The following is a 21,764-nucleotide window of genomic DNA, read 5'->3' as shown; positions in this document are numbered from 1 at the left end:
TGATCTGCATCAGTCACCGCTCGTCCCGCCCGGCAAGTCTCTCGACACCGCGGAGCAGCCCCGAGTGATCCAGGTGGCCATCACCACACGCACGGGCCGAGACCATCAATTGGGCAACCGTTGCTCCGACTGGGAGCACGACGCCAGCCTCCCTCGCGGCTGTGGTGACGATCCCCATATCCTTGTGGTGGAGGTCGATCCTGAAGCCCGGGACGAACGAACGGGTCAGCATGTTCTCGCGCTTCTGGTTCAACACAGCCGAGCCGGCCAAGCCACCGCCGAGCACATCCATCGCCGCCTGGGTGTCAACCCCGTAAGCTTCAAGAAACACGAGCGCCTCCGCAAGCACCTGAATGTTGGCGCCAACGATCAGCTGGTTCGCGGCCTTGACCGTCTGGCCTGCCCCGCTCGGCCCGACATGCACGACTGTCTTGCCGACCGCATCAAATATGGGCTTGGCCGCTGCGAAGTCCTCGGCCGCGCCGCCCACCATGATCGATAGTGCAGCGTTCCTGGCTCCCACCTCACCGCCTGATACCGGAGCATCGAGCAGCCTGAGGCCGCGTTCCCTCGCGGTGGCAGCTAGCGCGGTCGTGACATCCGGACGAATGCTCGAGAAGTCAATCACTAGGGTGCCGGGTGCCGCATTGTCGAACACGCCGCCGGGTCCGGCTAGGACCTCCTGCACGTCAGGCGAATCGGGCACCATCACCGCCACCACCTCGGCGCCACTGACTGCCTCGGCGATTGAGGAGGTCCTGCGTCCACCGGCCTCTACCAACGGCCCTGTAGTGTCACGGCGCTTGTTGTAACCGCTCACCTGATGGCCTGCAACCTGCAAATTAACGGCCATCGGGCTGCCCATGATCCCCAGGCCGATGAATGCTACTTTGCTCATGCGGGCGCTCCTGCCGGTCGAGTAGCCCGGCGCTCTCGTGGAAGCCAGCCTAGGCTTGCCTCCGTGGTGGTGGTCGGTTTGTACTCTAGGCCGACCCACCCCCGATACCCACCGTCGACCAAGGCGCCTAGGTACCGCCCGAGGTCCAGGTCGCCCGTGCCGGGTTCATTTCGACCGGGCCAGTCAGCGATCTGCACATGGCCGGTGACCCCGACGTAGGTGGCGACGGCTCGGCCGACATCATCACCGTTGTTGGCGAGGTGGAACAGATCACACAAGAACCACACGTTCGGGTGGCCGGTGCCCCGCACCGCCTCGACTACCGCCACCGCCTGGTCGGCAGTGCGTAGCGGATACGGTTTCGGCCCGCTTACAGGCTCGACCAGCACCGTGGCGCCGATGCGTGCCGCCGCATCAGCTGCGAGCCCGAGGTTCTCCCGCGCCAGCTCATCCTGGCGCGCGGCGGACACGCCGTCGACACGGTTGCCATACAGCGCGTTGAATGCTGATACCTCCAATTGCGCGCCGATCCCAACGGCGATATCGAGATTGGCGCGGAACTCAGGCGAGCGCTCAGGGATCGACAGAACCCCGCAGTCTGGGCCCGCTAGGTCGCCGGCGAAGAAGTTCAAGCCGACTAGCCGGACGCCTGCGTCACGGATCGCTCGGACAAATGCGTCAACCAGAGCATCGCCGGGGACGGGCTGATCCGGCCACGGCCACCAGAACTCAACCGCTTCAAATCCGGCGGCCCGAGCCGCGTTCGGCCGTTCAAGCACCGGGTACTCGGTGAACAACATCGAGCAGTTGGCTAAGTAATTCAACTCGTGATCGTGCATCACCGCTCCCTCACTGCAGATTTTACGATACGGAATAGTCGGTAGCGCATCATGGAATGTACCAAACTCCGCCGCCGTGTCAACCGGATGCATTCCGAGGTTGCCATCACCAGATGGGACTTGACATTTGGAGGAAGCGATATAGATTTGCGCTGGAGCCCGGGTAGCAGCAGGACCGACATCATTCTGCATAATGGAAAGCTGACCGCGATGTATAAAGAGTCGATTCTCAGATGAGCGTCCAGAGCTCGCCAGTTGACGCGCCCATCCTTTCGGGTTTGTTCGCGGCGCGGGACCTGACCCCGTCGGCGTCCTACAGCTTTACGATGCGCGTGCATCTGCTCCAGCAACCGGGCGTGTTCGGACGACTGGCGACCACGATCGGAGATGAGGGCGCGATCCTCGGTGCGGTCGATCTCGTTCGAGTCGAAGCGGACCGTGTCGTACGCGACGTCACGATAGCCTGCGTCGACGCGGAGCACGGCGAGCGGGTGATCGGAGCCGTACACGGTGTGGACGGGGTCACCGTCGCAAGTGTTTCCGACCGTACCTTCCTGCTGCACAAGGGCGGCAAGATCGAGATGAGCCTGCGCGTGCCGGTCGCGACCCGTGACGACCTCTCGATGGTGTACACCCCCGGGGTCGCACGGGTTTGCAACGCGATCCACAGAGACCCAAGTGCCGCTTGGAACCTCACCATCAAGGGCCGCACAGTCGCGGTTGTGTCCGATGGGACCGCGGTGTTGGGCCTCGGCGACATCGGGCCGGAGGCAGCGATGCCCGTGATGGAGGGTAAAGCGATGCTCTTTAAGGAGTTCGCTGACGTTGATGCGTTCCCACTCTGCCTCGGGACCACCGATGTCGAGCAGATCATCTCGGTCGTCAAGGCCATCGCACCCACGTTCGGGGGAATCAACCTTGAGGACATCTCTGCGCCGCGGTGCTTTGAGATCGAGCGCCGGCTTCGCGAGGAGCTCGACATCCCCGTCTTCCACGACGACCAACACGGCACGGCGATAGTTGTGCTCGCGGCACTGGTGAACGCCCTGCGTGTGGTCGGCAAGCGCCCAGAGGAGGTCAAGGTCGTCGTTGTCGGCGCGGGCGCGGCCGGACTCGCGTGCGCCGACATCATCCAGGCCAATGGGGTCACGAACGTGATCGTCTGCGACCGCGAAGGCACCCTGCACCCGACGCGTCAAAGGCTGGACCGCGAACGCGCGGCGCTCGCGGCCCGGACCAATCCCAACGGGATCATTGGCACCGCCGACCAAGCTCTTGCAGGCGCGGACGTGCTGGTCGGTCTATCAGGTCCTGGAGCGGTCAGCGCAGATGCCATACGGACCATGGCCGACCGGCCGATCATCTTCGCAATGGCGAATCCGACGCCAGAAATCCAACCCGAGGCGATCCGTGGCGATGCAGCGATCATCGCGACCGGCCGCTCGGACTATCCGAATCAGATCAACAACGTGCTCGCGTTCCCCGGCGTGTTTCGCGGCGCACTCGATGTGCGTGCACACACCATCACCGAAGAGATGAAGCTCGCAGCCGCCAGAGCGATCGCCGACGCGATCTCGCCGGCCGAGCTTGGCGCCGAGTACATCATTCCGAGTGTGTTCAACCGCGAGGTCGCACAAGCGGTAGCGCACGCGGTAGCACACGCGGCCGTCGCCGGCGGCGTTGCCCGGCGGGAAGCTCCAGCGCGAGCAGCAGAGGCACCCCGATGACACGGTCCGCAACCGAAGCGGTGGCCGAGGCACTTGACGTGCCCGGTTTCGCGGGACTGCTAAACGCTGAGGCACTGACATTTGTATCCGAGCTGCACCGCCGGTTTGGGCAGGAGCGCGAAGAGCTGCTGCAACGCCGACAGCAGCGTCAGCGCTGGCTGCAGGCAGGCGTTCGTCCCGGGTACCCCGAAGACGGCGTCGCCATCCGCGCCGGAGATTGGCGCATTAGGCCCGCGCCAGACGACCTCCAAGACCGCCGCGTGGAGATCACCGGGCCGGCCGACGCAAAAATGGTCATCAACGCACTGAACTCCGGTGCTCGCGTTTTCATGGCTGACCTTGAGGATTCGCTCGCACCGTCGTGGCCCAACGTAATCGCGGGGCACCTCGCGCTCTACGACGCCGCCCGTCGCGAACTCCGTCATATCAGCCCGGAGGGCAAGGTGTACGAGCTGGGTCCGACACTGGCTACGCTAGTCATGCGTCCTCGCGGCTGGCACCTGCTCGAGCGACATGTTACGGTTGCCGGTCAGCCGGTCTCAGCCAGCCTCTTCGACGCCGGGCTTTACCTCTTTCACAACGCTGAGGCGCTGCGTGCGCGCGGTTCCGGCCCTTACATGTATCTGCCCAAGCTCGAGGGCCGACGGGAGGCGGCGCTGTGGCGCCGGGTGTTCACCCTCGCTGAACGGGAACTAGGGTTGAAACCGGGCACGATCCGGGCAACGATGCTGATCGAAACCGTGCCCGCCGCCCTTGAGATGGAGGAGTTGCTGTATGAGCTGCGCGATTACGCGACGGGCCTAAACGCCGGTCGGTGGGACTACATCTTCAGCATGGTGAAGACGTTCCACAACGACTCAGCCTTCGTGCTGCCGGATCGCGGGCAGGTGAAGATGACGGTCCCGTTCATGCGGGCCTACAGTGACCGGCTGGTGCAGGCCTGCCACCGCCACGGCGCACACGCGATCGGCGGTATGGCCGCCTTCATTCCCAACCGCCGCGACCCGAAGGTCAACGAGGAAGCGTTCGCGCAGGTCCGCCAAGACAAGCAGCGCGAAGCCGACGCGGGATTTGACGGCACCTGGGTCGCACATCCCGACCTCGTTCCGATCGCGCGGGAAGCCTTCGACGCGGTGCTCGGAGACAGACCGCACCAGATGGATCGCGTCCGCGCCGATGTCCGGGTTACAGCCGCCCAACTGCTCGATACCCGCATCCTCGGTGGCACCGTGACCCGCGACGGCGTTCGCACAAACATCAGTGTCGCAATCCGATACCTTGAGTCCTGGCTGCACGGAACCGGGGCGGTCACCCTCGACAATCTGATGGAAGACGCAGCCACCGCGGAGATCTCGCGGGCCCAGCTGTGGCAGTGGATCCACCACCGAGTCCGGCTCGATACCGGGGAAACGGTCGACCGGGACCTATACGCGGCCGAGCGTGACAGATGGCTGGCGGCGACCGACGCCGGCCGCTACCGCCCAGCGGCCGAGCTCTTGGACTCACTCGTGCTTACCAGCGAGTTCGCGGACTTCCTGACGATCCCGGCGTATAGCCAGTTGCCATGAGCGACGCTCCCGCTCATTTAGTTGAGACAGTGATACGCGGTCCTCTGGCGGTGCTACCAGACGGCCCGGTCCTGGCCGATGTAGGGATCACATCCGGTCGAATCAGCGCCCTGGCCGAACCGGATAGCCTGACTGGTCGCCAGTACGTTGATGCGCATGGCATGGTTCTGCTGCCGGGAGGTGTCGATCCACACGTGCACCTGCATACACGGTTCGGTCAGTGGCTCACTTCCGACGATTTTTGGACCGGAACCGTCCCGGCAGCCTTCGGTGGGACCACAACGATCATCAATTTCGCGATCCCGCAACCTGGCGAGACCTCGCTTGAAGCGTTCAACCGCGCCCGCCTGGAGGCGGACCCGAACGTCGCGGTCGACTACACGCTGCATGCGTGCATCACCTCAAACCGCTTCGAAGAATCACTCGAACAGTTCGGGGCTCTGCGCGAAGCAGGTGCCAGATCGGTCAAGGTATTCACTGCTTATCGCCACACGATCGGGCTTTCGCTTCAACAGGTCGACGCCGTTCTGCGGCATGCAGCCGATCACGATCTGCAGGTGTTGGTTCACGCCGAGGCAAATGATCTGATCGACGCTGGCATCGCGGACCGCGTTCACGCCGGCGACCTGAGTCCCCGAGGACACCTCATTTCACGGCCAGCGGCTGCCGAGGAAGCGGCGGTGCGCCGCGTGGCAGAACTGGCTATTGCCGCGGGCTCACGCGTGTTCTTTGTCCACGTCTCCAGTGCTGTAGGAGTCGAGGCCGTACGGTCGGCTCGCAGCCGCAGCGACCGTGTTCACGCCGAAACCTGCGTGCACTACCTATGCCTAGACGACTCGGTGTATGATCGACCTGACGGTGAGCTGTGGGTATGCTCCCCGCCGATCCGGTCACACGCTGACCAGCAGGCCTTGTGGCAGGCTCTTGGGGAAGGCGTGCTGGACTTGGTTTCCACGGACCACAACTGCTTCAACAGCGAGCAGAAGTTTAGGTTCCGTGGCGACTTCCGCAACGTGCCCAATGGCCTGCCTGGTGTCGAACTGCGGCTGCCAGCGATGGTCGCCTGCGTCACGCGAGGCCAGCTCAGCTGGGCCGAGCTGGCGCGCGTGACGGCAGAGTCGCCAGCCAGGTTGTTCGGACTGTGGCCGCAAAAGGGCGCGATCGCTGTCGGTGCCGACGCCGACCTAGCGTTGATCTCACCGTCGGCTAGCGCCAACTTCGACACTACCCACATGGCGACCGACTACTCGCCGCTGGCGGGAGTGCGTGGCACCGGGCGAGTTGTCCAAACGTGGCTGCGCGGCAAGACGCTGCTGGACGGTGATAGCTTCACGCAATCGCGTGGTTACGGCCGTTGGCTTGCACCCCATTAAGGCTCCTCACGGACGGCTCTGCCAGCAACGCATCCGGAAACGAGCTGAGTGATAAGCACGCCCGCCAACATGATCAGCGGCAGCTTCCACCCCGCCGTCAGGGCGTGGACTTCACCGAGCACGAACGGGCCAACGGTCGCCACGACGAAGCCGCTCATCTGGGCGGCAAGCGACAGCTGAACGGTTTCCTCCGGCGTCCGGGCCCGCAGTATGAACATCACCATCACACAGGCGAAGGTCGCACCTTGGCCGAGTCCGAGCAGCGACGCCCATAGGTAGGGCAACGCCAACGGCGCAACGATCATGCCGAAGAGACCCGAGGCCGTCAGCGCTGTGGCCGCTAGAACGACCAGCCAGCGGCGGTCGATCCGGGCCACGAGCGGCGGGACCATAAGGCTGACCGGCACGCTGACGAACGAGAACACCGACAGCAGCGAGCCGGCGCTCGCGACTGAGGCACCACCGGCCTCGAACACGCTTGGCAGCCAAGCGAGCATGCTGTAGTAGATAACCGACTGAGAGGCGGTCAAGACGATGATGTCGCCCCAGCGCGACAGCTGGCGCCGACCGGGACGGATCGCTGGGGCCAGCGCGACATCCTCGCCTGTGCCGCCCGTGCGTCCCGCGACGACTACCGCTGCCAACAGAGCCGGGAGCGACCACACGCCAAGTGCTGCGCGCCAGCCCCCAAGGAGGGACGACAACGCCGGTGAAGCGACCGCCGCGACGGCCGCGACGGCGCCCATCGTCGCGACATTCATCCCGGTTAGCAGGCCAGCCCGGTTTCCGCCACTCTGCTTGATGTACACCGGCACGAGGATGTTCGCGACGGCGACTCCGCAACTGGCCAGAGCCGTACCGGCGAGCAAGAGGGCGGAGACAGCCGTTACCCGCACAAGCATCCCCGCGGCCAACAGCAGCATCGCCAGCACGAACGCCCGCTCCAATCCGACCCGCCGGGACAGCGGTACGGCGAGCGGCGCCGCCAAGGCAAAGCACAACATCGGCATCGCAGCGAGCGCCGAAACGGCCAGGCTACTTAGCTGCTCGGCACGCGAGACTGTGCCGAGCAGCGGCGACAGGCTGGTGATTACGACCCGCAGATTTGCGGCGACCAGCACCACAATCAGGATCGGGCCAAACCGCGACTGGCTGCACCACCGAGCAGGCACTCTCGGTAGTGACTGTGAAGGGGCCTGCATTGTCTAGGACTCCTCGGGCGACGCCGCCACGCTCATTCCTGACAGTGGCGGCGTCGCCATGTGAGCGAGTGAGCTGAACTATATGTCAGCGAACCGCTGTGTCCCAGGTACTGACTCAGCCCAAGGGACGGTCGTATCGGTTCTAACCCCGTTGCTATGGCGTCGCTGAGCGACCATGCGCGGGGCCTCGTTGAGAATGAGGTTCAAGACGACTGCGGTAATCGCGCCGGAGGCGATCCCTGACCCGAAGATCGTCTGAAACCAGTCCGGGAAGTGAGAGTAGAACGTCGGTGAGGCAGTCGGGATGATTCCCATCGTGAGTGTCGCCGCGACGATCAGCGCATCTACGACGCCGTTCTCAGTGTTCCAGTCATGCTGTGACAGCGTCTGGATACCAGTTACCGCGACGAGACCGAAGATCGCGATCCCGGCGCCGCCCAACACTGGGAGCGGCACCGCTGCCACGATCGCCGATAGGAATGGGAACAAGCCTAGAATTACCAGGATCACGCCGCAGGTCGCAACCACGAAGCGGCTCTTTACGCGGCTGACTTGGACGATGCCGATGTTTTGGCCGTAGGCGCTGCACTGGAAACCGTTCAGAAAGGCGCTGAAAACGGAGCCAAGGCAGTCGGCACGCAGACAGTTGGCGACGTCTTGCTCCTTCACCGTGACATCTACGATGCGACCGATCGCCATGATGTCGCAGGTCGCCTCCGTCATGATGACGAGCATCACGATCGTCATGGAGACGATCGCCCCCAGCTCAAATCGCGGCGTCCCGAACATCAGGAAGTGCGGCAGCGAGAAGGCCGCAGCCGACGAGACCTGGTGGAAATTGGTCTCGCCCATCGGAATCGCCACCAGCGTCCCGATTACTATGCCGACGAGCATCGACACGCGCTTCACGAAACCCGGGACATACCGAGCCACGATCACGGTGACAAGCAGGGTCAAGACCGCCAACCCGACGTTCTGGACCGAGCCGAAGCTCTTTGTTCCCGCAGTTCCCTGCATCCAGCCGATCGAGATCGGAACCAGGGTCAAGCCGATCACCGTCACGACGGAGCCGAGCACCAACGGCGGGAAGAACCGCAGCATCTTGGCGTAGGCGAACGACAGAAAGAACATGATCGCGGAGGAGACGAGAACGGCCCCGACGATGATCTGCATCGCGGTGATCGGGTCCGGGTGCAGCTTGCCGATCACCAGCATCGAGGCGATCCCAGAGAACGACACGCCTTCGACCAGTGGTAGTTTCACTCCTAGCTTGGGCGCGCCAATCGTCTGCAGCATGGTGACTATCCCTGAGGCGAACAGGCTTAGCGTGATCAGCAGGGTAATGTCGGTGAACGGCAGGTGCAGCGCCGTGCCGATGATCAACGGCGGTGCGATGATCCCTGCGTAGGCGGCGAGCATGTGCTGGAGACCGAGCACGAAGGCCCGTCCGGGCCTCGGTAGCTCATCGACCGGGTGAACCTCGCTATCAGGGCCTGACCAGTGTCTCTGCGAGATCCCAAATCGTGTGCCGAGCATAAACGTTCCTTCCTCCCTCTGAAAGGATTGTGATGGGTCTTTGTTGGTTGACTTGCGCTAGGTGGATCAGGCTTCGACGATCACGGCGATTGGCGCCTGTCCAGGTAGCTGCTGGTGTTCGGTTCCGCCCGAGACGAAGATTCGTGGATCGCCGGTGAGGGCTGACAGGACCGCGCCCACAGCCGCACGGGCGTGCCGCTCCCAGTGGATGTCCGCGTCCGACAGCATGGTCGTGCGCTGCCCGCGCAGCAGCCCGCCGACTGGAGCTTCGGCCTTGGCGAACACGGCCCTTATCCGTCGAGATTGCTCGTTGGGCTCGACGGTGGCGTCGAGCCCTGCGTTGTGCAGCGCCTCGCGTACGCCGTCCATGTCGATAGCGTCGCGCAGCACGCCGTGGCCGATCCGCAGGTCACCCGCGTATAACGGGGAGTTGGCAAAGACAAGGACCTCGCAGTTAGTGAGCTCGCCACCAGCCGAGGTAGATGCCACCTCTGAGTAAAGTTGCATGTCGGTCGCGATCACTTCCTCGCTGATTTCCGCCTCGTCGACCTCACCAAGACCGAGCGCCACGCCGAGTGCGGTCGCGCCGCGCGCGTATGCCTTCGAGCGATTCGGGTCGGTGCTGACAACTGTTGCACCCCGACGGTCCGCGTCGGAGATCCCGGCGGGGGTCAGCAGTGGTCCTTTGACTTGCACGTAGTGGACGTCGACGGGCGGGACAGCTAGTTCAGTTAATGCCCGCCGAACCGCCGCCGCTACTTCGTGTACTTCGGCCAGCCGCCCGACCTCTTCAGGCAAGAACGAGCGCGTTTGCTGGACCGAGACGGCAAGTCGGCCGCCATCCTGCGTAGCAGCTGGCTGGGCGGGAACGTCTTCGCGCGTGAAGATCGTCATGTGCGGTGACAGCACACCCTCGCACCCACCGGACCAGACGAATGCGATCCGCTCGGTGACCTCATCTGTGGTGAGTCCGAGATAACGGCTAAGCAGCTCTGCCGCGCTGAGCGTGGCCAGCGCGCGCGTGAAGTCGTTCGCGCCGCCGTTGCCTTCGGTTTTGCCGATGGAGGCGACGATCGTTGTCGGTTCGACAATTCCCTCGTCGATCAGGCGCTTCAGCCCGCTGACATCCGCCGGGCTGGCCATTGAGATGCGATGTACGCCCGTCTTCAGCATTCGTCCTCTCTCCTATGCATTGGCTGCGAGTGCAGGTTGAACTTCGGTTACGTGGTTGGCGAGCACGCCGATCGCAGTGGCGCGACACTCGACTAGGTCCCCGTCCTTGAGAAAGTCAGGTGGCATGAGCTGGTAGCCGCAACCGCCCGGGGTTCCGAGGCTGATCACGTCGCCCGGCTCCAGGGTCAGGCCGCGGGATAGCTCGGCGATCGCCACCTCGGGCGGAAAGAGCATGTTCCCGGCGCGTTCGGACTGGCGCTGCTCGCCATTGACGTACAGCTCCAGAATCACGTCGCCGACCTCCGTCAGCTCGTCGCGGGTTACCACCACCGGACCCATCGGGCAATAGGTGTCGAGCCCCTTGCCATACAGGAACTGGCTCGTCCGCCACTGCAGATCACGCGCGCTGACGTCATTGACGATCGTGTATCCAAATATGTGCTCGCCGGCGTCTTTGGCCGTGATCCAGGTTCCCCGGCGGCCAATCACAACTGCCAGCTCGACCTCGTAGTCGAGCTGGCCGGTCAGTCTGCGGTCGTAGTTGATCGCCGCCCCCGGCCCGACCACAGCCGTGACCGGCTTAGAGAAGAACAACGGGACGTCGGGGAGCTCGAATCGCTGTCCAAGCGCCTGGGCGTTTTGCTCTACGTGCGAGCGGAAGTTGAGTCCGACGCAGTAGACGTTCTTACGCGGTCGTGGGATCGGCGCTAGGAGCTGGACGCCGTCGGTGCGGTAGGCGTGGTGATCGAGCTCATGCTGCTCGGCCTGGTCAACTAGACCGCGTGCGATAGCCAATGCCGAAACGCCCGCGTCGATCAGTGCGAGCATCGACGAGAACGCGGCCGTGCCCTCGGTAGCGGCAGTCAAGTCAAGCAGCCTACCGTCGCTGAGCAGAGCACCGACATGCTGCTGGCCGGAGGTCGTGATGAACGTCGCGAGTCTCATCGGGCGACCACCCCGCTGTGCCAGCCAAGACGATCGCAGACGACTGCGGTGGCGGTGGCGAGCGCATCGAGATCCGATGGTTCCCACTCGCGCTCGACCGAGCTGTGGATGGAGATCCACCCCTTCAGCTCGCCGGTGTCATCTAGCGGGCCGAGCAGCTGTGCGCGAACCCCATAGCGAGCCTTTAGCAGCTCCGGGATCCCTGGGGGCGCGTCGCTGCGCTCCTGAATGAGCGGAGCCAGCGTGATCTGGAGCTGACGGACCGTCTGCAGCTCCCACTGGGAGATGGACCGTTCCCGCCCGATCGCCGGGATCCCGGGTGCGACAGCCTCGCTGGCGACGCTGTCTACGTCGAAGCCCAGCGTCGGGTCGCTCAACCGGACCGTGACGCGGTCGGCACCGGTTGACTCCAGCAGTCGGGTGGTGTGCTCGGCCAGCCACAGCCGCAGGGAACCCTGAGCCAGCAGGTCGCCCGCACCGGCAAGCTGGAGCGGCCGGCCGGCAACGATCGCCGCATGCCAGAGGGTCGCGCCGATGCTGTCGAGCACGGGAATCCCCAGCTCCATCTCGAGCTCGGCAACGACACCCGTACCCCGAAGGTTGGTGCACACGACTAGCACCGCATCGGCTTCGTGCGGTCCAACATCACGAGCGAGCTGACGGATCTGACTGGGAGTCACATTCCCGAAGGACCAGTTGTCGGCGATGCCGAGGTGAGCCTCCCCAACCACCTCGAGGCCGGACCGCCCGTAGGTCCCGCAGATCTTTGTGACGACATCCTCGGTGTAGGGCGTCACCAAGCCGACCCGCTTGATGCCGAGGGCCTGACAGGCAGCAAGAAGCGCCACGGTCGACGTTGTTGCCGGCGCTCCGGTTGCAAGCCTGAGCGCTGACAGGAGCTCCGTTTCTCGCTCAGGCCCAATCCAGGAGCCGGCAGTTCCGGCCCAGGCCACGACATCCACCTTGGCGTCACCCAGCAGCGTGGCAGCGGCAGACATAGGCTCGGCGTCAAACTGCGAGTCCGACGCCGGGGCGGTGGATATTCGCGTGACGCGCACTCGGCTGAAGTGCACATCGAGATCCGGCACTAGGGCAGCGAGACGCGACACTTCGGGTTCGAGCGCAGTGTTTGAGGATGGCACCAGCATCCCGACCCGCAGCCTGGTCACGCCGTTCATTGCCAACCCCCCGCGACGACGGCGGGGTTCCACTGCGCACGCATTCTTGCCATCGCTCCCCTCCAAGCGAGCCGGATTCAAAATCGTCTCAGTATGATACCTGACGTCTGTTGTCTGTCAAGTGCTCCAATTTGACAAACTTCCAGTAAGATCAGCCTGTGTCAGACGCGTCCCAGAACCTGGCGTTTGCGATTCCACTGGGCCGCGAACGCGTCTCAGACGTCATTGCCGCCCAACTCGAGCAGGCGATCCGCGCAAACGAGCTTGAACCAGGTGACCGGCTCCCCAGCGAGCAGAACCTAGCTTCTGAGTTCGGCGTGGGGCGCACGTCAGTCCGCGAAGCGCTTCAGAAGCTACGCGCTCTAGGTCTAGTGGAAACCCGCAAGGGACTTGGCAACTTCGTCAAGAACAGTCAGGCTGGCGATCCGCTGACAGAGTTCGTCAACTGGACAGCCGGTGATCCGGCATCGATCGCCCAGCTGCTGGAGGTCCGAGTAGCCCTCGAGGCGCTCGCGGCCGCCCTCGCCGCCACCCGCGCAACTGACGGTGAACGTGCGGAGATTCAGCGACTGGCGTCAGCGCCCCCCCCGTCTGCGACCGATCCCGCTAGTGTCGACGCGCTTGTCGCATGGGACACTAAGTTCCACATGGCAATCCTGACCGCCTGTCGCAACCAGGTCGTGTCCCGGCTGCACGAGGTACTGATTGCAGAATTGACCGACTTCCGCCGACGCACGCTGACGTTGCCGTGGGCCGGTTCACGCTCCGCCCAAGACCACGCCGCGATCGCAGAGGCGATCTCCCGGGGCGACGTCGCTGGGGCGCGCGTGGCGATGGCCAATCACTTGGTCACTTTGTACTTCGAGATCCTCAACACCGCACTCTCCGACGGCGGCGGCGACCTCACACCCGCGCCACGCGAAGCGCTCGTCTGACGCGGCGATGCGCCGGATATAGTCGCTGAATACCACAGCCCCCAGCGTGCCAGTGACCGGTTGCGCCACCTCGTTGCCGACGGAGGCTTTCCAGATATTGACTTGGCCCTCGCCAGCGTAGCCGACGATCACCTGCAGCTCGTCCGCGCTGAAATCGAGATGGTTAGGCCTGGCTTTCGTAGTTGGCGGGCGCACGAATCGCCAGAATCACCTGTTAATGTCGGCTTTCAGGGGTTTAGGCGTGAGAGCCGGGTGTCCTCGCTTCCAGTGCCAAGGAACGCGCGGTTGCTCAAGCAATCGGAGCGCTGGCCGGTGCCGACGCTCAGCGGTTATCCTTGACAACCGCTGAAATTTGCGCAGCGTGCTCTCGCAACAACTCGCCGAGATCGTCTGTGGTGGCATTGATGATCCTAGGCGATGGCCCTGAGACACTGAGCGCCGCCACCGGCTCTCCGTCCGCCGCAAGAACAGCAGCCGCAACGCAGCTGACGCCCTCTTCGTGCTCCTCATCATCAATTGCGAAACCGCGCCGCCGAATCCGGGCGATATCCTCCTCAAGCGCCGCGAGCGTCGTTAGCGTGCGAGAGGTCATGCGCTCTAAGGTCCGCTCGCCGTAAAGCGCAGAAACGTGCTCCGCAGGCAGCGCCGCGAGGATCGCCTTGCCCGCACCGGTCGTGTGCGCGAGCACGCCGGAGCCGACCTCGGTGAACATCCGGGTCATCCGTGACCCTTCGACCTGATCGACGTAGACCGCATTAACTCCCTCCAGCACGATCAGGTTCGCGGTCTCGCCGGTTGCCCGCTGAATCGCTTGGAGATGGGGCCGGGCTGCTTGTCGCAGCCGATAGATCGGATCTGTCCGGCCCTCCGTCAGCTCCCCCAACCTTGGGCCGAACCTGTAACGACCGCGATCGGCAACCACATACCGGCGGTCGGTCAGCGTCGCGAGGAGCCGGTGAGCCGTACTTGGCACCAAGCCGGTACGCGCCGCCAACTCCGACACCCCTAACTCCTGAACACCAGCCAGCGCTTCAAGCAGATCCAGTGCGCGCTCAAGCGACTGGACGCGAGTCCGGCGTTCCGCAGCCACCGTCGATTCACGAGCGCGCTTGGCGGTATGTTCAGCAGTGCGCATTCGCGTGTCTCCCACGGACAGTTAGGGTCCAGATGGCGCGTCGGCTGCCTCCGTAGGTGAAAGCCGCAAACCCGCTAAGCGTAAGGCGGGCCTCAAACTTAACGGCCGCGGTTGGCGGTTCGGTGTCCGCATCCAGAGCACGATGCGACAGACGCATCGATTCAGCTCGGTCTCGGGCAGTTGCGCTCCAAGCGGCCCCGAGCTTCTGGGCAGCTCGCGGCATCATTCGTGTTCTACCAGAATCCCCACGACGCCCCTGAGGCTCCGACGCGGAGCGCTCGTGACCGGCGCGCCCGGCATGGGCGCGGATGAACATGTCACGTTGAAATTCGAGCACCGCAGTCATCGTACTGTGCCAGCCGACCACAGCCGAATCGTCCTGGAAGGTCCCCATAATTTTCAGTCGGACGCCGAGAACGGCACGGTCGACGGGAGGCGCGCGGACTGCGCGACTCGGCCGACTGTTCCTCGTTTCGTCCCGCCGCCGCTTCGAAGTCGGCCAGTCGCACCCTTGAGGGTTGGGCGGCGGGGCTGCGGCGGGCTTGGCGCCCTGAGCAGTTCCGTGCAGCAGAGGAAGGAGCATCGGCGGCGTTTGCGAAAGCGGTTGCTGTCAAGGAAACCTGTACGTTGCAGCCAGGGGAGGCGCACTGCGCGACTGACTCCTCGAGGTCACAGCGGATGCTCTGCGCCGCATCTTCGCTCAGCAAGCTGCTTGCACCGTTCGCACCATGTTTCACTCGCCCGACGTTCAATAGGTTTCGTGCCCTCGTGGTAGGCCAGGTCTCACAGACGGCTTCGCGGCGCGTGACCGGGATGCTGGTCAGCGCCAGGTTGTCAGGGGCCTGGCATCACGCTCGCGCCCAACGGTTCTTCGCCAATACGCCCAGGCTCTGTTTCGTGAAGCGATCATCGCGATGCCCGAGCCGGCGCGGCTCAAGGCGCTCCGCCCGGACCGGACCGAGCGCAAGCATTCTGGGTGTTTGAGATCACCGACCACCTTGACCTTTCAGCATGGCCTGAGCACTCCAGGCTGCCGCTCTCACTCACGGCGCACCACCCCTCAAAGCAGGTGATCAGCAGTCCTTCGCAGACCATAACGGCCACCGCCTGGCGGTGTTTATCACCGACCAGGCCGGCAGCGACATCCGCGGGCTCGATCTGACCATCGTGGCCACGCCCGGGTTGAGAATCGCATCCGCCAAGCCAAGGACTGCCGGCTGCGTAACCTCCCGTTCCGCGAGTTCGCCAACAACCAGGTGTGGCTGTGGCTCGTGATGCTCGCCCGGGACCTGGTCCCCCTCACCCAGCAGCTTTGCCTCAAAGACTAGGCACGCTGCTGGGAGCTCAACCGGCTGCGCTACCGGCTGGCCCACCAGCCCGGACGGATCAGCCGTCACGCCCGCCGGACCGTGCTGAACTATCCAGCACCTGCCTATGGGGCACCACCGCTCGCTGCCGCGTTCAAACGCCTCAAAGCGCTCCCAGCCCCCACGAGCTGACCCGCCAGCGCTGCTCAGCCCCACCAGCATATGCCAAGATTGCCGGTGAGGCCCGGACCCTTATATTTGGCGAACTGGTCTAAGCCGTATGAATGTCGATGCTTACGCGAGCCCACGCGGGCGAGTGGCCGTCCTGTACGAGCCATCCAGGCGTGGCGATGCCGCGCTTGAGTTCGCGGTGCAGCTCGCGGCCGATCGTGGCGGCGGCCTTACGGTCCTGATGGTCGCTCCCCACCATGACGAGAATCTCGGCTGTCTCAGTTGCCGCGCGAACGCGCAGGTCTGGAATCGGGAACTTGAGCGCCTCACTGCCGAGGAGCTGGAAGCGGTGGCTGAGCTGCTTGACGGCGTGACGGTACAACCTGTGCGTTACCTCACCGCCCGCGGCGAGCGCTTCCAGGCCGCCCGAAGCGCCGCCCTGGACGACGGCGCACAGACGTTGGTTGTGCCCTTCGAGCCGGCGCGCCGCCTGGGCATCCTGCCACGGCGCACGCTCGCGGGTCGGCTTGATAGAGACGGAGCGCTTCACATCCTGAGCGGTCCGGAGCGTCCTGCTAGGGCTCCACGGTGGCTGTGGGAGACGCGTTCCCGACGTGGTTCAGCCAACGAAGAGAGTGTTTGATGTCGTGGTCAGCTGCGCTGTGCGATGGTGGCCGGGATCGTCCTGCAGGGTGAGGAGTGAACAACGATTGACACGCGGCTGGCGACGCTCGCAGTTGACTCGCTGGCCTCAGACAGGATGGGAGCCTCTTCATGGAGATCATCCTCGGGCCGCGCGACGCTATACCCCCGGGGAGCCAAAGACAACTTGGTGCAAGCCGCGACCTACTCGGGTTTCGCAGTTCATAGGCCGGCGGCTGCCCATGCTTGCTGGACTTGGTTGATTTCCTGGGTTGTGGGGGTTCGGGCCTGTTCGGGTTGAAATTGGGTGGCGATGATCACTCGTCGTAGCTTGGCGAGCATGTCCTGGAATGATGGGGTGGTCTTGGAGACATACCAGGGGGCGCGGGCGCGATGCTCTGTGACGATGTCGGGGTGATGTCCGTAGAGCGCGTACCAGATGATCGTGAGGTCCATCGCCAAGAACTGGAATGGGACGGTCCGTTGCACGGCTTTCTCGGTCCGGTTGCGGGCATCACCGACGCCGAACAGTTCTTTGCCGTCCTGGAAGGCGACTTCGATCGGCCAGCGGTCTGCGTAGCGTTCGACGATCTGCGCGGCGGTGGCGTGAAGGTCGGTGGTGATCAGCGCGATCTGGTAGCCGCACGGCTTGGTGTCGTCTTTGACGAGGATCACACGGACCGGGGTTTCGGCGCCGAGCGGCTCCCACAGGCAGTTGATCTCAGCCAGCTCGAGCGTCTCGGTTTTGCTGTAGCGCCTGACGGTCGTCTTTACCCATTCGGTGGCGGGGTCGGCTGCGATCTGTTGAAGGCTTTCAAGCTGTTTGCCCCATTTGCGTGGCCGGCCGCGTTTGCCGGTGCGCGGCGGCGCAGGGGCGTAGATCACCGCGTTGCTACGCAGCCTCGATGTGATCGTCACCCGCTTGGGTGCAGCACGCCACGCCTGGCTGATGTAGGCGCTGTCACCGACCACGTTGATCTGGCGATCCGGCAGCCGTTTGGCGAGCAGGCAGACCATCGCCCTGGCCAGCTTGACCTTCCCGGGCCGCTCAGGATCGGGCTTGTGCTGCTTGACGAACTGTTCGCGCCGCGGCTGCCAGAGCCGGAACAGGACCGGCAAACATACGGTGCGCTGCAGGAACGGCAGCTTGACACAGATCCCGGCCACGATCCAGTTGTTCCCCCACGCGACCGAGCCTGAGCGGCTGTTGGCGGTCGCGTCGTGATGCCAGAAGGTGCCGTGGATCCGGCGTCCCCTGCGTTTCAGGAGCGTGTCGTCGACCGCGACCAGCACGCTCGCACCCGGTTCTGTGAACCGCTCAACGATCAGGCAGGCGAGCCGTAACCCGAGCTCGTCCACGGACCAGCGGGCATTGGCGAAGAACCGGTGGCAACGCGCGTGATGCCACACCCCCGACAGCCTTGAGCCTGTCAGCATCCCGGTCACGCACCGCAGAGAGGTCTGCGAGACCTGACCGACCAACACCCCCCGGAACGTCTCAAACGTGGGACGGGTGAAACACGACTCAAACAGGACAAGCAGCTCGTTCAGCGAAGATGGGACGCAGAGCATCGGCGGCAGCCTCCAAGAGAAGCCGCGCAGCGTGCCTCCCCTTGGCCGCGACGGACGGGTTATGTTGACAGCAACCGCTTTCGCGCAAGCCGCCGATGCTCCTTCCCCGACACCGCGCCAACAGGCCACACCAGCCCGCCACGGCCCCGTCCACCACCACCTGCTACGCCGCTATGCCGCTACAGGCCCAAAAGTGCGAAACCCGAGGACCTAGGCAAGGAGCCTTTATCAGCGAAACACCCGCTGACAGCGTCGCGGTCTCGGTCGGTGCGCGTAGCGGTCGCCGACTTCTTCCAGCCGAGCTTCGGCAACGCGTCTATCTCCGCTTCGTCCTCCTGGGTCAACCTCCTCAATGGTCTTACTCATCAATCAATGGTCTCAAGCACCACCGATATGGTGATGGGGCCGCTCGACAGAACGCAGCACACGCGCTCGGAGACGGCTCACACCCCGCGGAATGGGGAGTTCTCATGACCAGATCCGATGAGGCAATCGTGATCAGGTCCGCGGCGCGCCTTGTGCGCAAGCTTCGCATCGACCGACTAGTTGAGTCTATTGCGTATCCGGGTGGCGGGCTTGGGGGCTCATGGCTCTGGCTAATGAGTCGCGTAGCCGCCGGATCGCGGGGCTAATCTCTCCTCGCTCGACTCCCGTTGGCTCCCAGGACACCGGGGAGCCTGCCAGCGAGCACGTGTTGAGCGCCGCCGAGTTTGGTCATGGTCGTGCCGTTGTCGATGGTTGTAGTGGTGGCTAACGCTCGAACGTTGAAACGTTCAAAGGTCGGGTGCCGTTGATGTTGGGGACGGCGGCAGGGAGCGCAGCTGGGGGTGGGTGCGTGTGGTTGTGCGTCGCGCGTTTGTGACCGCTGCGCTTTCGCTGAGGATCGCTCGCCGCATGCGTGGCTCGGCTCGTGGGGCGTGTTGGGTGGGCGCGCAGGGCGTGTCTGGCGAGCGATGCGACCCACTCACGCGTAGTGGTTGCGGCTCAGGCGCGTGGTGTTGTGGTAGCGGTCCAGAGCTCGGCTGGGCGGCCGGTGGTGAGCACGCGTTGGCTTGTGATCTTGTTCTCAGCAGCGAGCGCGGCGAGTGCTTGGTCAAGCTGGATAGTGCTCGGGTTGCGGTGGGTCAGGTCACGTAGCTGGGTGCGGGTCAGCCCGTCGGGAAGGGCGTGGGTTAGCGCGGTGTAGATCTGTCTGGCGAGCGGATCTCCGCTGCTGGCCTCAAGCGCCCAGACGGCGGAGCGGCTGGCGTAGCTCCAGAGCGCGAGCGCGGCGTTCAGGTGCTGTGGCTGGATCTCACGGGATTGATCCAGGAGGGCGTAGATCAGCGCGAGGCGGATGGTGTGCGCTTCAGCGCGGGCGCTGATCGCGCCGGCGATGCCGGGCTGGGGTTCGGCGAGCCGTTCATAAGCGTTCGCCCAGGCGTGACGGGCGCCGGGCGATAGACGGATCTGCCCGGCATGTCGGGCGGTGTTGAGCGTGGTCTGGAGCTCGGCAGCCAAGCCGGTGTGTTTGAGCGGGTCGGGATTGCCGCCTTCGGGCAGCAGCCGGACGCGGCGGCAGCCGAGCAGCAAGAAGCGGTTCATCAGCCCGTTTGAGAGCTCGACCGGGTTGATGTGGTGTTGCAGCTCGGTAGCGGTGATGTGGCCGATCACTGATCATGCCGGTACCGGCATGATCAGTGTTATGCGGGGCGGCTTTTTATGCCGGGTAGACGCCCGGCGGCCCTTGGTCTGGCTGCTGACCGGGCTTGAGGGGAACGGTGGACCCGGCATAATCATGCTGGGTGGTGGAGGCTTCCGCTCGTTCTGTATCGAGTGAAGGGAGTCTTCATGTCGGAGTTGTCGCGGGCGCGGGTGGTCGGGCCGCTGGCGCCGCACGCACTGGGGTTTGGTAGGGAGCTGGCCGGGCATGGTTATTCGCCGCACACGGCGGCTGACTTGCTGCATCTGCTTGCGCATCTGAGCCGCTGGCTTGGTGAGCGCGGGTTGGACGTCGGCGGTTTGACGGAAGAGCGGGTTGGGTGTTTCCTTCGCGACCGGGCGGCCGCGGGTTACGCTCATCACCTCACGCCGCGAGCGTTGCGGCCGTTGCTGGGCTATCTGCACAGGATCGGGGCGCTGCCGGAGGCGGAGGCGACGGAGACCGTGCCGGAGGCGATCGACGCATTGGTCGCGGAGCTCGCGAGGTTTCTTGCGGGTGAGCGTGGCCTGGCGGTCCGCACGGTCGAGAAGTACACGGAGATCGCGGGACGCTTTCTCGCCTTCCGTGGCACGGAACCACACGCCGACGGGCTGGCGCTTGCCGAGTTATCGGCGGGTGAGCTTGACGCGTTTGTGCTGGCTGAGTCGACGCGGCTTGGTGCACGGTCGCTGTGTGGCGTCGTGACGGGGCTGCGTGCACTGTTGCGTTTTCTGGCGATCAACGGCATAGTCGCGCCGCAGTTGGCGGCGACGCTGCCCTATGGCCCGGGCTGGCGTCAGGCCTCGGCCGGGCGGGTGCTCGACCGCAAGGAGGTAGCGCGGCTGTTGGCCGGCTGTGACCGGCGGCGGGCGACGGGCCGTCGCGATCACGCGATGCTGGTGTTGATGGTCCGTTTGGGCCTGCGCGCCAGCGAGGTCGCGGCGCTGCGCCTGGGGGATATCGACTGGCGGGCCGGTGAGATTCTCGTGTCCGGCAAAGGCGGGCGCCGGGAACGGTTGCCGCTGCCGGTGGATGTCGGGCGGGCGCTGGCCGACTACTGTCGTCGCGGGCGTCCCCGCCGCGCTGGCGAGCGGTTCCTGTTTTTGCACGCGCGAGCGCCCTACGGGCCGATCTCACGGACCGGGGTTGGCGAGATCGTTCGGCGAGCGTGCCGCCGCGCAGGGCTGGCTCCGGTCGGTGCGCACAGGCTCAGACACACGGCGGCCACCGCGATGCGCCGTGGCGGCGCGCCGCTTGGCGAGATCGCCCAGGTGCTGCGCCACCGCAACCACGCGACCACCACGGTCTATGTGAACGTCGCTGGGTGTGGACGTCTGAACTGGGCCCACTGTGGACGCTTGAACTGGCCCCACCTCCGTCCGAGCTGACTCGTTCGATTCGTGCTTTGTCAAGCGCGATCGGAGAGGTCGGAAGGAGCAGTGAGCAGAGTGCAGCAGTTTGAGCAGATCAGGCGTGATCACGCGCGGGAGGGGTTGTCGGTCCGTGAGCTGGCCAGGCGTCATGGGGTGCATCGCCGGGCGGTCAGGCAGGCGTTGGATTCGGCGATCCCGCCCGCGAAGCGGGTGCCGGAGAGCAGGCCGGCGCCGAAGCTCGGGCCGTATCGGGCGATCATCGATGGCTGGTTGGAAGCGGATAGGTCAGCGCCGCGTAAGCAGCGGCATACCGCCAGGCGGGTGCGGTGTGTCTGACTCTTTGATAGAGCGGTCGCATTTTCTAACCCAACGCTGAGCTGGTGGTGAGGGCTGGCTGGTTGGTGTCCGGACCGGGGTCCGGGGCAGCGTCCTTGCTGTGGTTCCGCCGGCGTCCAGCCGGCGGGCGACCCCCTCAAAAGCGCGCCTCTTCCCCGGGAGGGCGTGCGCGC

At 64.7% G+C, this 21,764-nt stretch carries 16 protein-coding genes and 2 pseudogenes; 7 read left to right on the top strand and 11 right to left on the bottom strand.

Features of this window, described 5'->3' with window-relative positions:
- Positions 1-13 precede the first annotated feature (13 nt).
- Positions 14-898 carry a 2-hydroxy-3-oxopropionate reductase gene (locus M3M54_RS12830; protein ID WP_249019440.1) on the bottom strand — a complete coding sequence of 295 codons (885 nt, stop codon included), beginning with the start codon at positions 896-898 and terminating at the stop codon, positions 14-16.
- Positions 895-1,737, bottom strand: coding sequence for a hydroxypyruvate isomerase family protein (locus M3M54_RS12825; protein ID WP_249019439.1), 843 nt, complete (start codon positions 1,735-1,737; stop codon positions 895-897). Before M3M54_RS12825 ends, M3M54_RS12830 begins: the two co-directional genes overlap by 4 nt.
- A 326-nt stretch (positions 1,738-2,063) precedes the next feature.
- Between M3M54_RS12825 and M3M54_RS12820 the strand changes: the two genes are divergently transcribed.
- Genes M3M54_RS12820 through M3M54_RS12810 form a run of 3 tightly spaced genes read left to right on the top strand, consistent with a single transcriptional unit; the run spans position 2,064 to position 6,405 of the window.
- Positions 2,064-3,464 (top strand): NAD-dependent malic enzyme, encoded by a 1,401-nt coding sequence (locus M3M54_RS12820; RefSeq protein ID WP_371878672.1) that lies wholly within the window; start codon positions 2,064-2,066, stop codon positions 3,462-3,464.
- Positions 3,461-5,032, top strand: a complete 1,572-nt coding sequence (gene aceB, locus M3M54_RS12815; protein ID WP_249019437.1) for a malate synthase A — start codon at positions 3,461-3,463, stop codon at positions 5,030-5,032. Before M3M54_RS12820 ends, aceB begins: the two co-directional genes overlap by 4 nt.
- The gene (locus M3M54_RS12810) at positions 5,029-6,405 is read left to right on the top strand and encodes an amidohydrolase family protein (protein ID WP_249019436.1); all 1,377 of its coding nucleotides are present in this window, start codon (positions 5,029-5,031) and stop codon (positions 6,403-6,405) included. The genes aceB and M3M54_RS12810 overlap by 4 nt, the downstream gene beginning before the upstream one ends.
- Here the strand turns inward: M3M54_RS12810 and M3M54_RS12805 are convergent.
- The 5 genes from M3M54_RS12805 to M3M54_RS12785 form a co-directional block, all read right to left on the bottom strand.
- A complete protein-coding gene (locus M3M54_RS12805; RefSeq protein ID WP_249019435.1) occupies positions 6,402-7,526 on the bottom strand; it encodes an MFS transporter in 1,125 nt (374 codons plus the stop codon). The two genes, M3M54_RS12810 and M3M54_RS12805, sit on opposite strands and share 4 nt — an antisense overlap.
- 159 nt (positions 7,527-7,685) lie before the next feature.
- Complete coding sequence (locus tag M3M54_RS12800) at positions 7,686-9,143, bottom strand: nucleobase:cation symporter-2 family protein (protein WP_249019434.1); 1,458 nt, start codon at positions 9,141-9,143, stop codon at positions 7,686-7,688.
- 66 nt (positions 9,144-9,209) lie between these two features.
- The gene (locus tag M3M54_RS12795) at positions 9,210-10,316 is read right to left on the bottom strand and encodes a ring-opening amidohydrolase (RefSeq protein ID WP_249019433.1); all 1,107 of its coding nucleotides are present in this window, start codon (positions 10,314-10,316) and stop codon (positions 9,210-9,212) included.
- A 12-nt stretch (positions 10,317-10,328) separates the two neighbouring features.
- Positions 10,329-11,261, bottom strand: a complete 933-nt coding sequence (locus tag M3M54_RS12790; RefSeq protein ID WP_249019432.1) for a fumarylacetoacetate hydrolase family protein — start codon at positions 11,259-11,261, stop codon at positions 10,329-10,331.
- Positions 11,258-12,439 (bottom strand): aspartate/glutamate racemase family protein, encoded by a 1,182-nt coding sequence (locus M3M54_RS12785; RefSeq protein WP_249019431.1) that lies wholly within the window; start codon positions 12,437-12,439, stop codon positions 11,258-11,260. The genes M3M54_RS12790 and M3M54_RS12785 overlap by 4 nt, the downstream gene beginning before the upstream one ends.
- A 158-nt stretch (positions 12,440-12,597) precedes the next feature.
- Between M3M54_RS12785 and M3M54_RS12780 the strand changes: the two genes are divergently transcribed.
- Positions 12,598-13,374 carry a FadR/GntR family transcriptional regulator gene (locus M3M54_RS12780; protein WP_249019430.1) on the top strand — a complete coding sequence of 259 codons (777 nt, stop codon included), beginning with the start codon at positions 12,598-12,600 and terminating at the stop codon, positions 13,372-13,374.
- Positions 13,375-13,696: 322 nt separating this feature from the next.
- Here the strand turns inward: M3M54_RS12780 and M3M54_RS12775 are convergent, their stop codons facing one another.
- Positions 13,697-14,524 (bottom strand): IclR family transcriptional regulator, encoded by an 828-nt coding sequence (locus M3M54_RS12775; RefSeq protein ID WP_249019429.1) that lies wholly within the window; start codon positions 14,522-14,524, stop codon positions 13,697-13,699.
- A gap of 1,160 nt (positions 14,525-15,684) precedes the next feature.
- Here M3M54_RS12775 and M3M54_RS17020 point away from each other — a divergent pair.
- Positions 15,685-15,837 (top strand): annotated as a pseudogene (locus M3M54_RS17020) (IS1380 family transposase); the annotation flags it as partial.
- 250 nt (positions 15,838-16,087) lie between these two features.
- Here M3M54_RS17020 and M3M54_RS12770 read toward each other — a convergent pair.
- The 3 genes from M3M54_RS12770 to M3M54_RS12760 all read right to left on the bottom strand — a co-directional run bounded on the left by M3M54_RS12770 (position 16,088) and on the right by M3M54_RS12760 (position 19,854).
- A complete protein-coding gene (locus M3M54_RS12770; RefSeq protein WP_249019428.1) occupies positions 16,088-16,537 on the bottom strand; it encodes a hypothetical protein in 450 nt (149 codons plus the stop codon).
- A 314-nt stretch (positions 16,538-16,851) separates the two neighbouring features.
- Positions 16,852-18,201, bottom strand: coding sequence for a transposase (locus M3M54_RS12765; protein WP_249019411.1), 1,350 nt, complete (start codon positions 18,199-18,201; stop codon positions 16,852-16,854).
- A gap of 984 nt (positions 18,202-19,185) precedes the next feature.
- Positions 19,186-19,854, bottom strand: a complete 669-nt coding sequence (locus M3M54_RS12760) for a YfjI family protein (protein ID WP_249019427.1) — start codon at positions 19,852-19,854, stop codon at positions 19,186-19,188.
- Between the two features lie 177 nt (positions 19,855-20,031).
- Between M3M54_RS12760 and M3M54_RS12755 the strand changes: the two genes are divergently transcribed.
- Together M3M54_RS12755 and M3M54_RS17015 are read left to right on the top strand one after the other, a co-directional pair.
- Positions 20,032-21,270 carry a tyrosine-type recombinase/integrase gene (locus M3M54_RS12755; protein ID WP_249019426.1) on the top strand — a complete coding sequence of 413 codons (1,239 nt, stop codon included), beginning with the start codon at positions 20,032-20,034 and terminating at the stop codon, positions 21,268-21,270.
- 60 nt (positions 21,271-21,330) lie between these two features.
- Positions 21,331-21,579, top strand: a pseudogene (locus tag M3M54_RS17015) (IS21 family transposase); the annotation flags it as partial.
- Positions 21,580-21,764 lie beyond the last annotated feature (185 nt).

This window comes from Conexibacter sp. S30A1, assembly GCF_023330665.1.
In the GTDB taxonomy this organism is placed as follows: domain Bacteria; phylum Actinomycetota; class Thermoleophilia; order Solirubrobacterales; family Solirubrobacteraceae; genus Palsa-465.
The sequence above is the reverse complement of the archived record's forward strand: the minus strand, read 5'-3'. Positions and strand labels throughout refer to the sequence as shown.

Excerpts from the sequence above, each read along its gene's own strand:
- M3M54_RS12830 (WP_249019440.1), bottom strand. The coding sequence starts at position 898 with ATGAGCAAAGTAGCATTCATCGGCCTGGGGATCATGGGCAGCCCGATG.
- M3M54_RS12825 (WP_249019439.1), bottom strand. The coding sequence starts at position 1,737 with ATGCACGATCACGAGTTGAATTACTTAGCCAACTGCTCGATGTTGTTC.
- M3M54_RS12820 (WP_371878672.1), top strand. The coding sequence starts at position 2,064 with ATGCGCGTGCATCTGCTCCAGCAACCGGGCGTGTTCGGACGACTGGCG.
- aceB (WP_249019437.1), top strand. The coding sequence starts at position 3,461 with ATGACACGGTCCGCAACCGAAGCGGTGGCCGAGGCACTTGACGTGCCC.
- M3M54_RS12810 (WP_249019436.1), top strand. The coding sequence starts at position 5,029 with ATGAGCGACGCTCCCGCTCATTTAGTTGAGACAGTGATACGCGGTCCT.
- M3M54_RS12800 (WP_249019434.1), bottom strand. The coding sequence starts at position 9,143 with ATGCTCGGCACACGATTTGGGATCTCGCAGAGACACTGGTCAGGCCCT.
- M3M54_RS12795 (WP_249019433.1), bottom strand. The coding sequence starts at position 10,316 with ATGCTGAAGACGGGCGTACATCGCATCTCAATGGCCAGCCCGGCGGAT.
- M3M54_RS12790 (WP_249019432.1), bottom strand. The coding sequence starts at position 11,261 with ATGAGACTCGCGACGTTCATCACGACCTCCGGCCAGCAGCATGTCGGT.
- M3M54_RS12785 (WP_249019431.1), bottom strand. The coding sequence starts at position 12,439 with ATGAACGGCGTGACCAGGCTGCGGGTCGGGATGCTGGTGCCATCCTCA.
- M3M54_RS12765 (WP_249019411.1), bottom strand. The coding sequence starts at position 18,201 with ATGCTCTGCGTCCCATCTTCGCTGAACGAGCTGCTTGTCCTGTTTGAG.
- M3M54_RS12755 (WP_249019426.1), top strand. The coding sequence starts at position 20,032 with ATGTCGGAGTTGTCGCGGGCGCGGGTGGTCGGGCCGCTGGCGCCGCAC.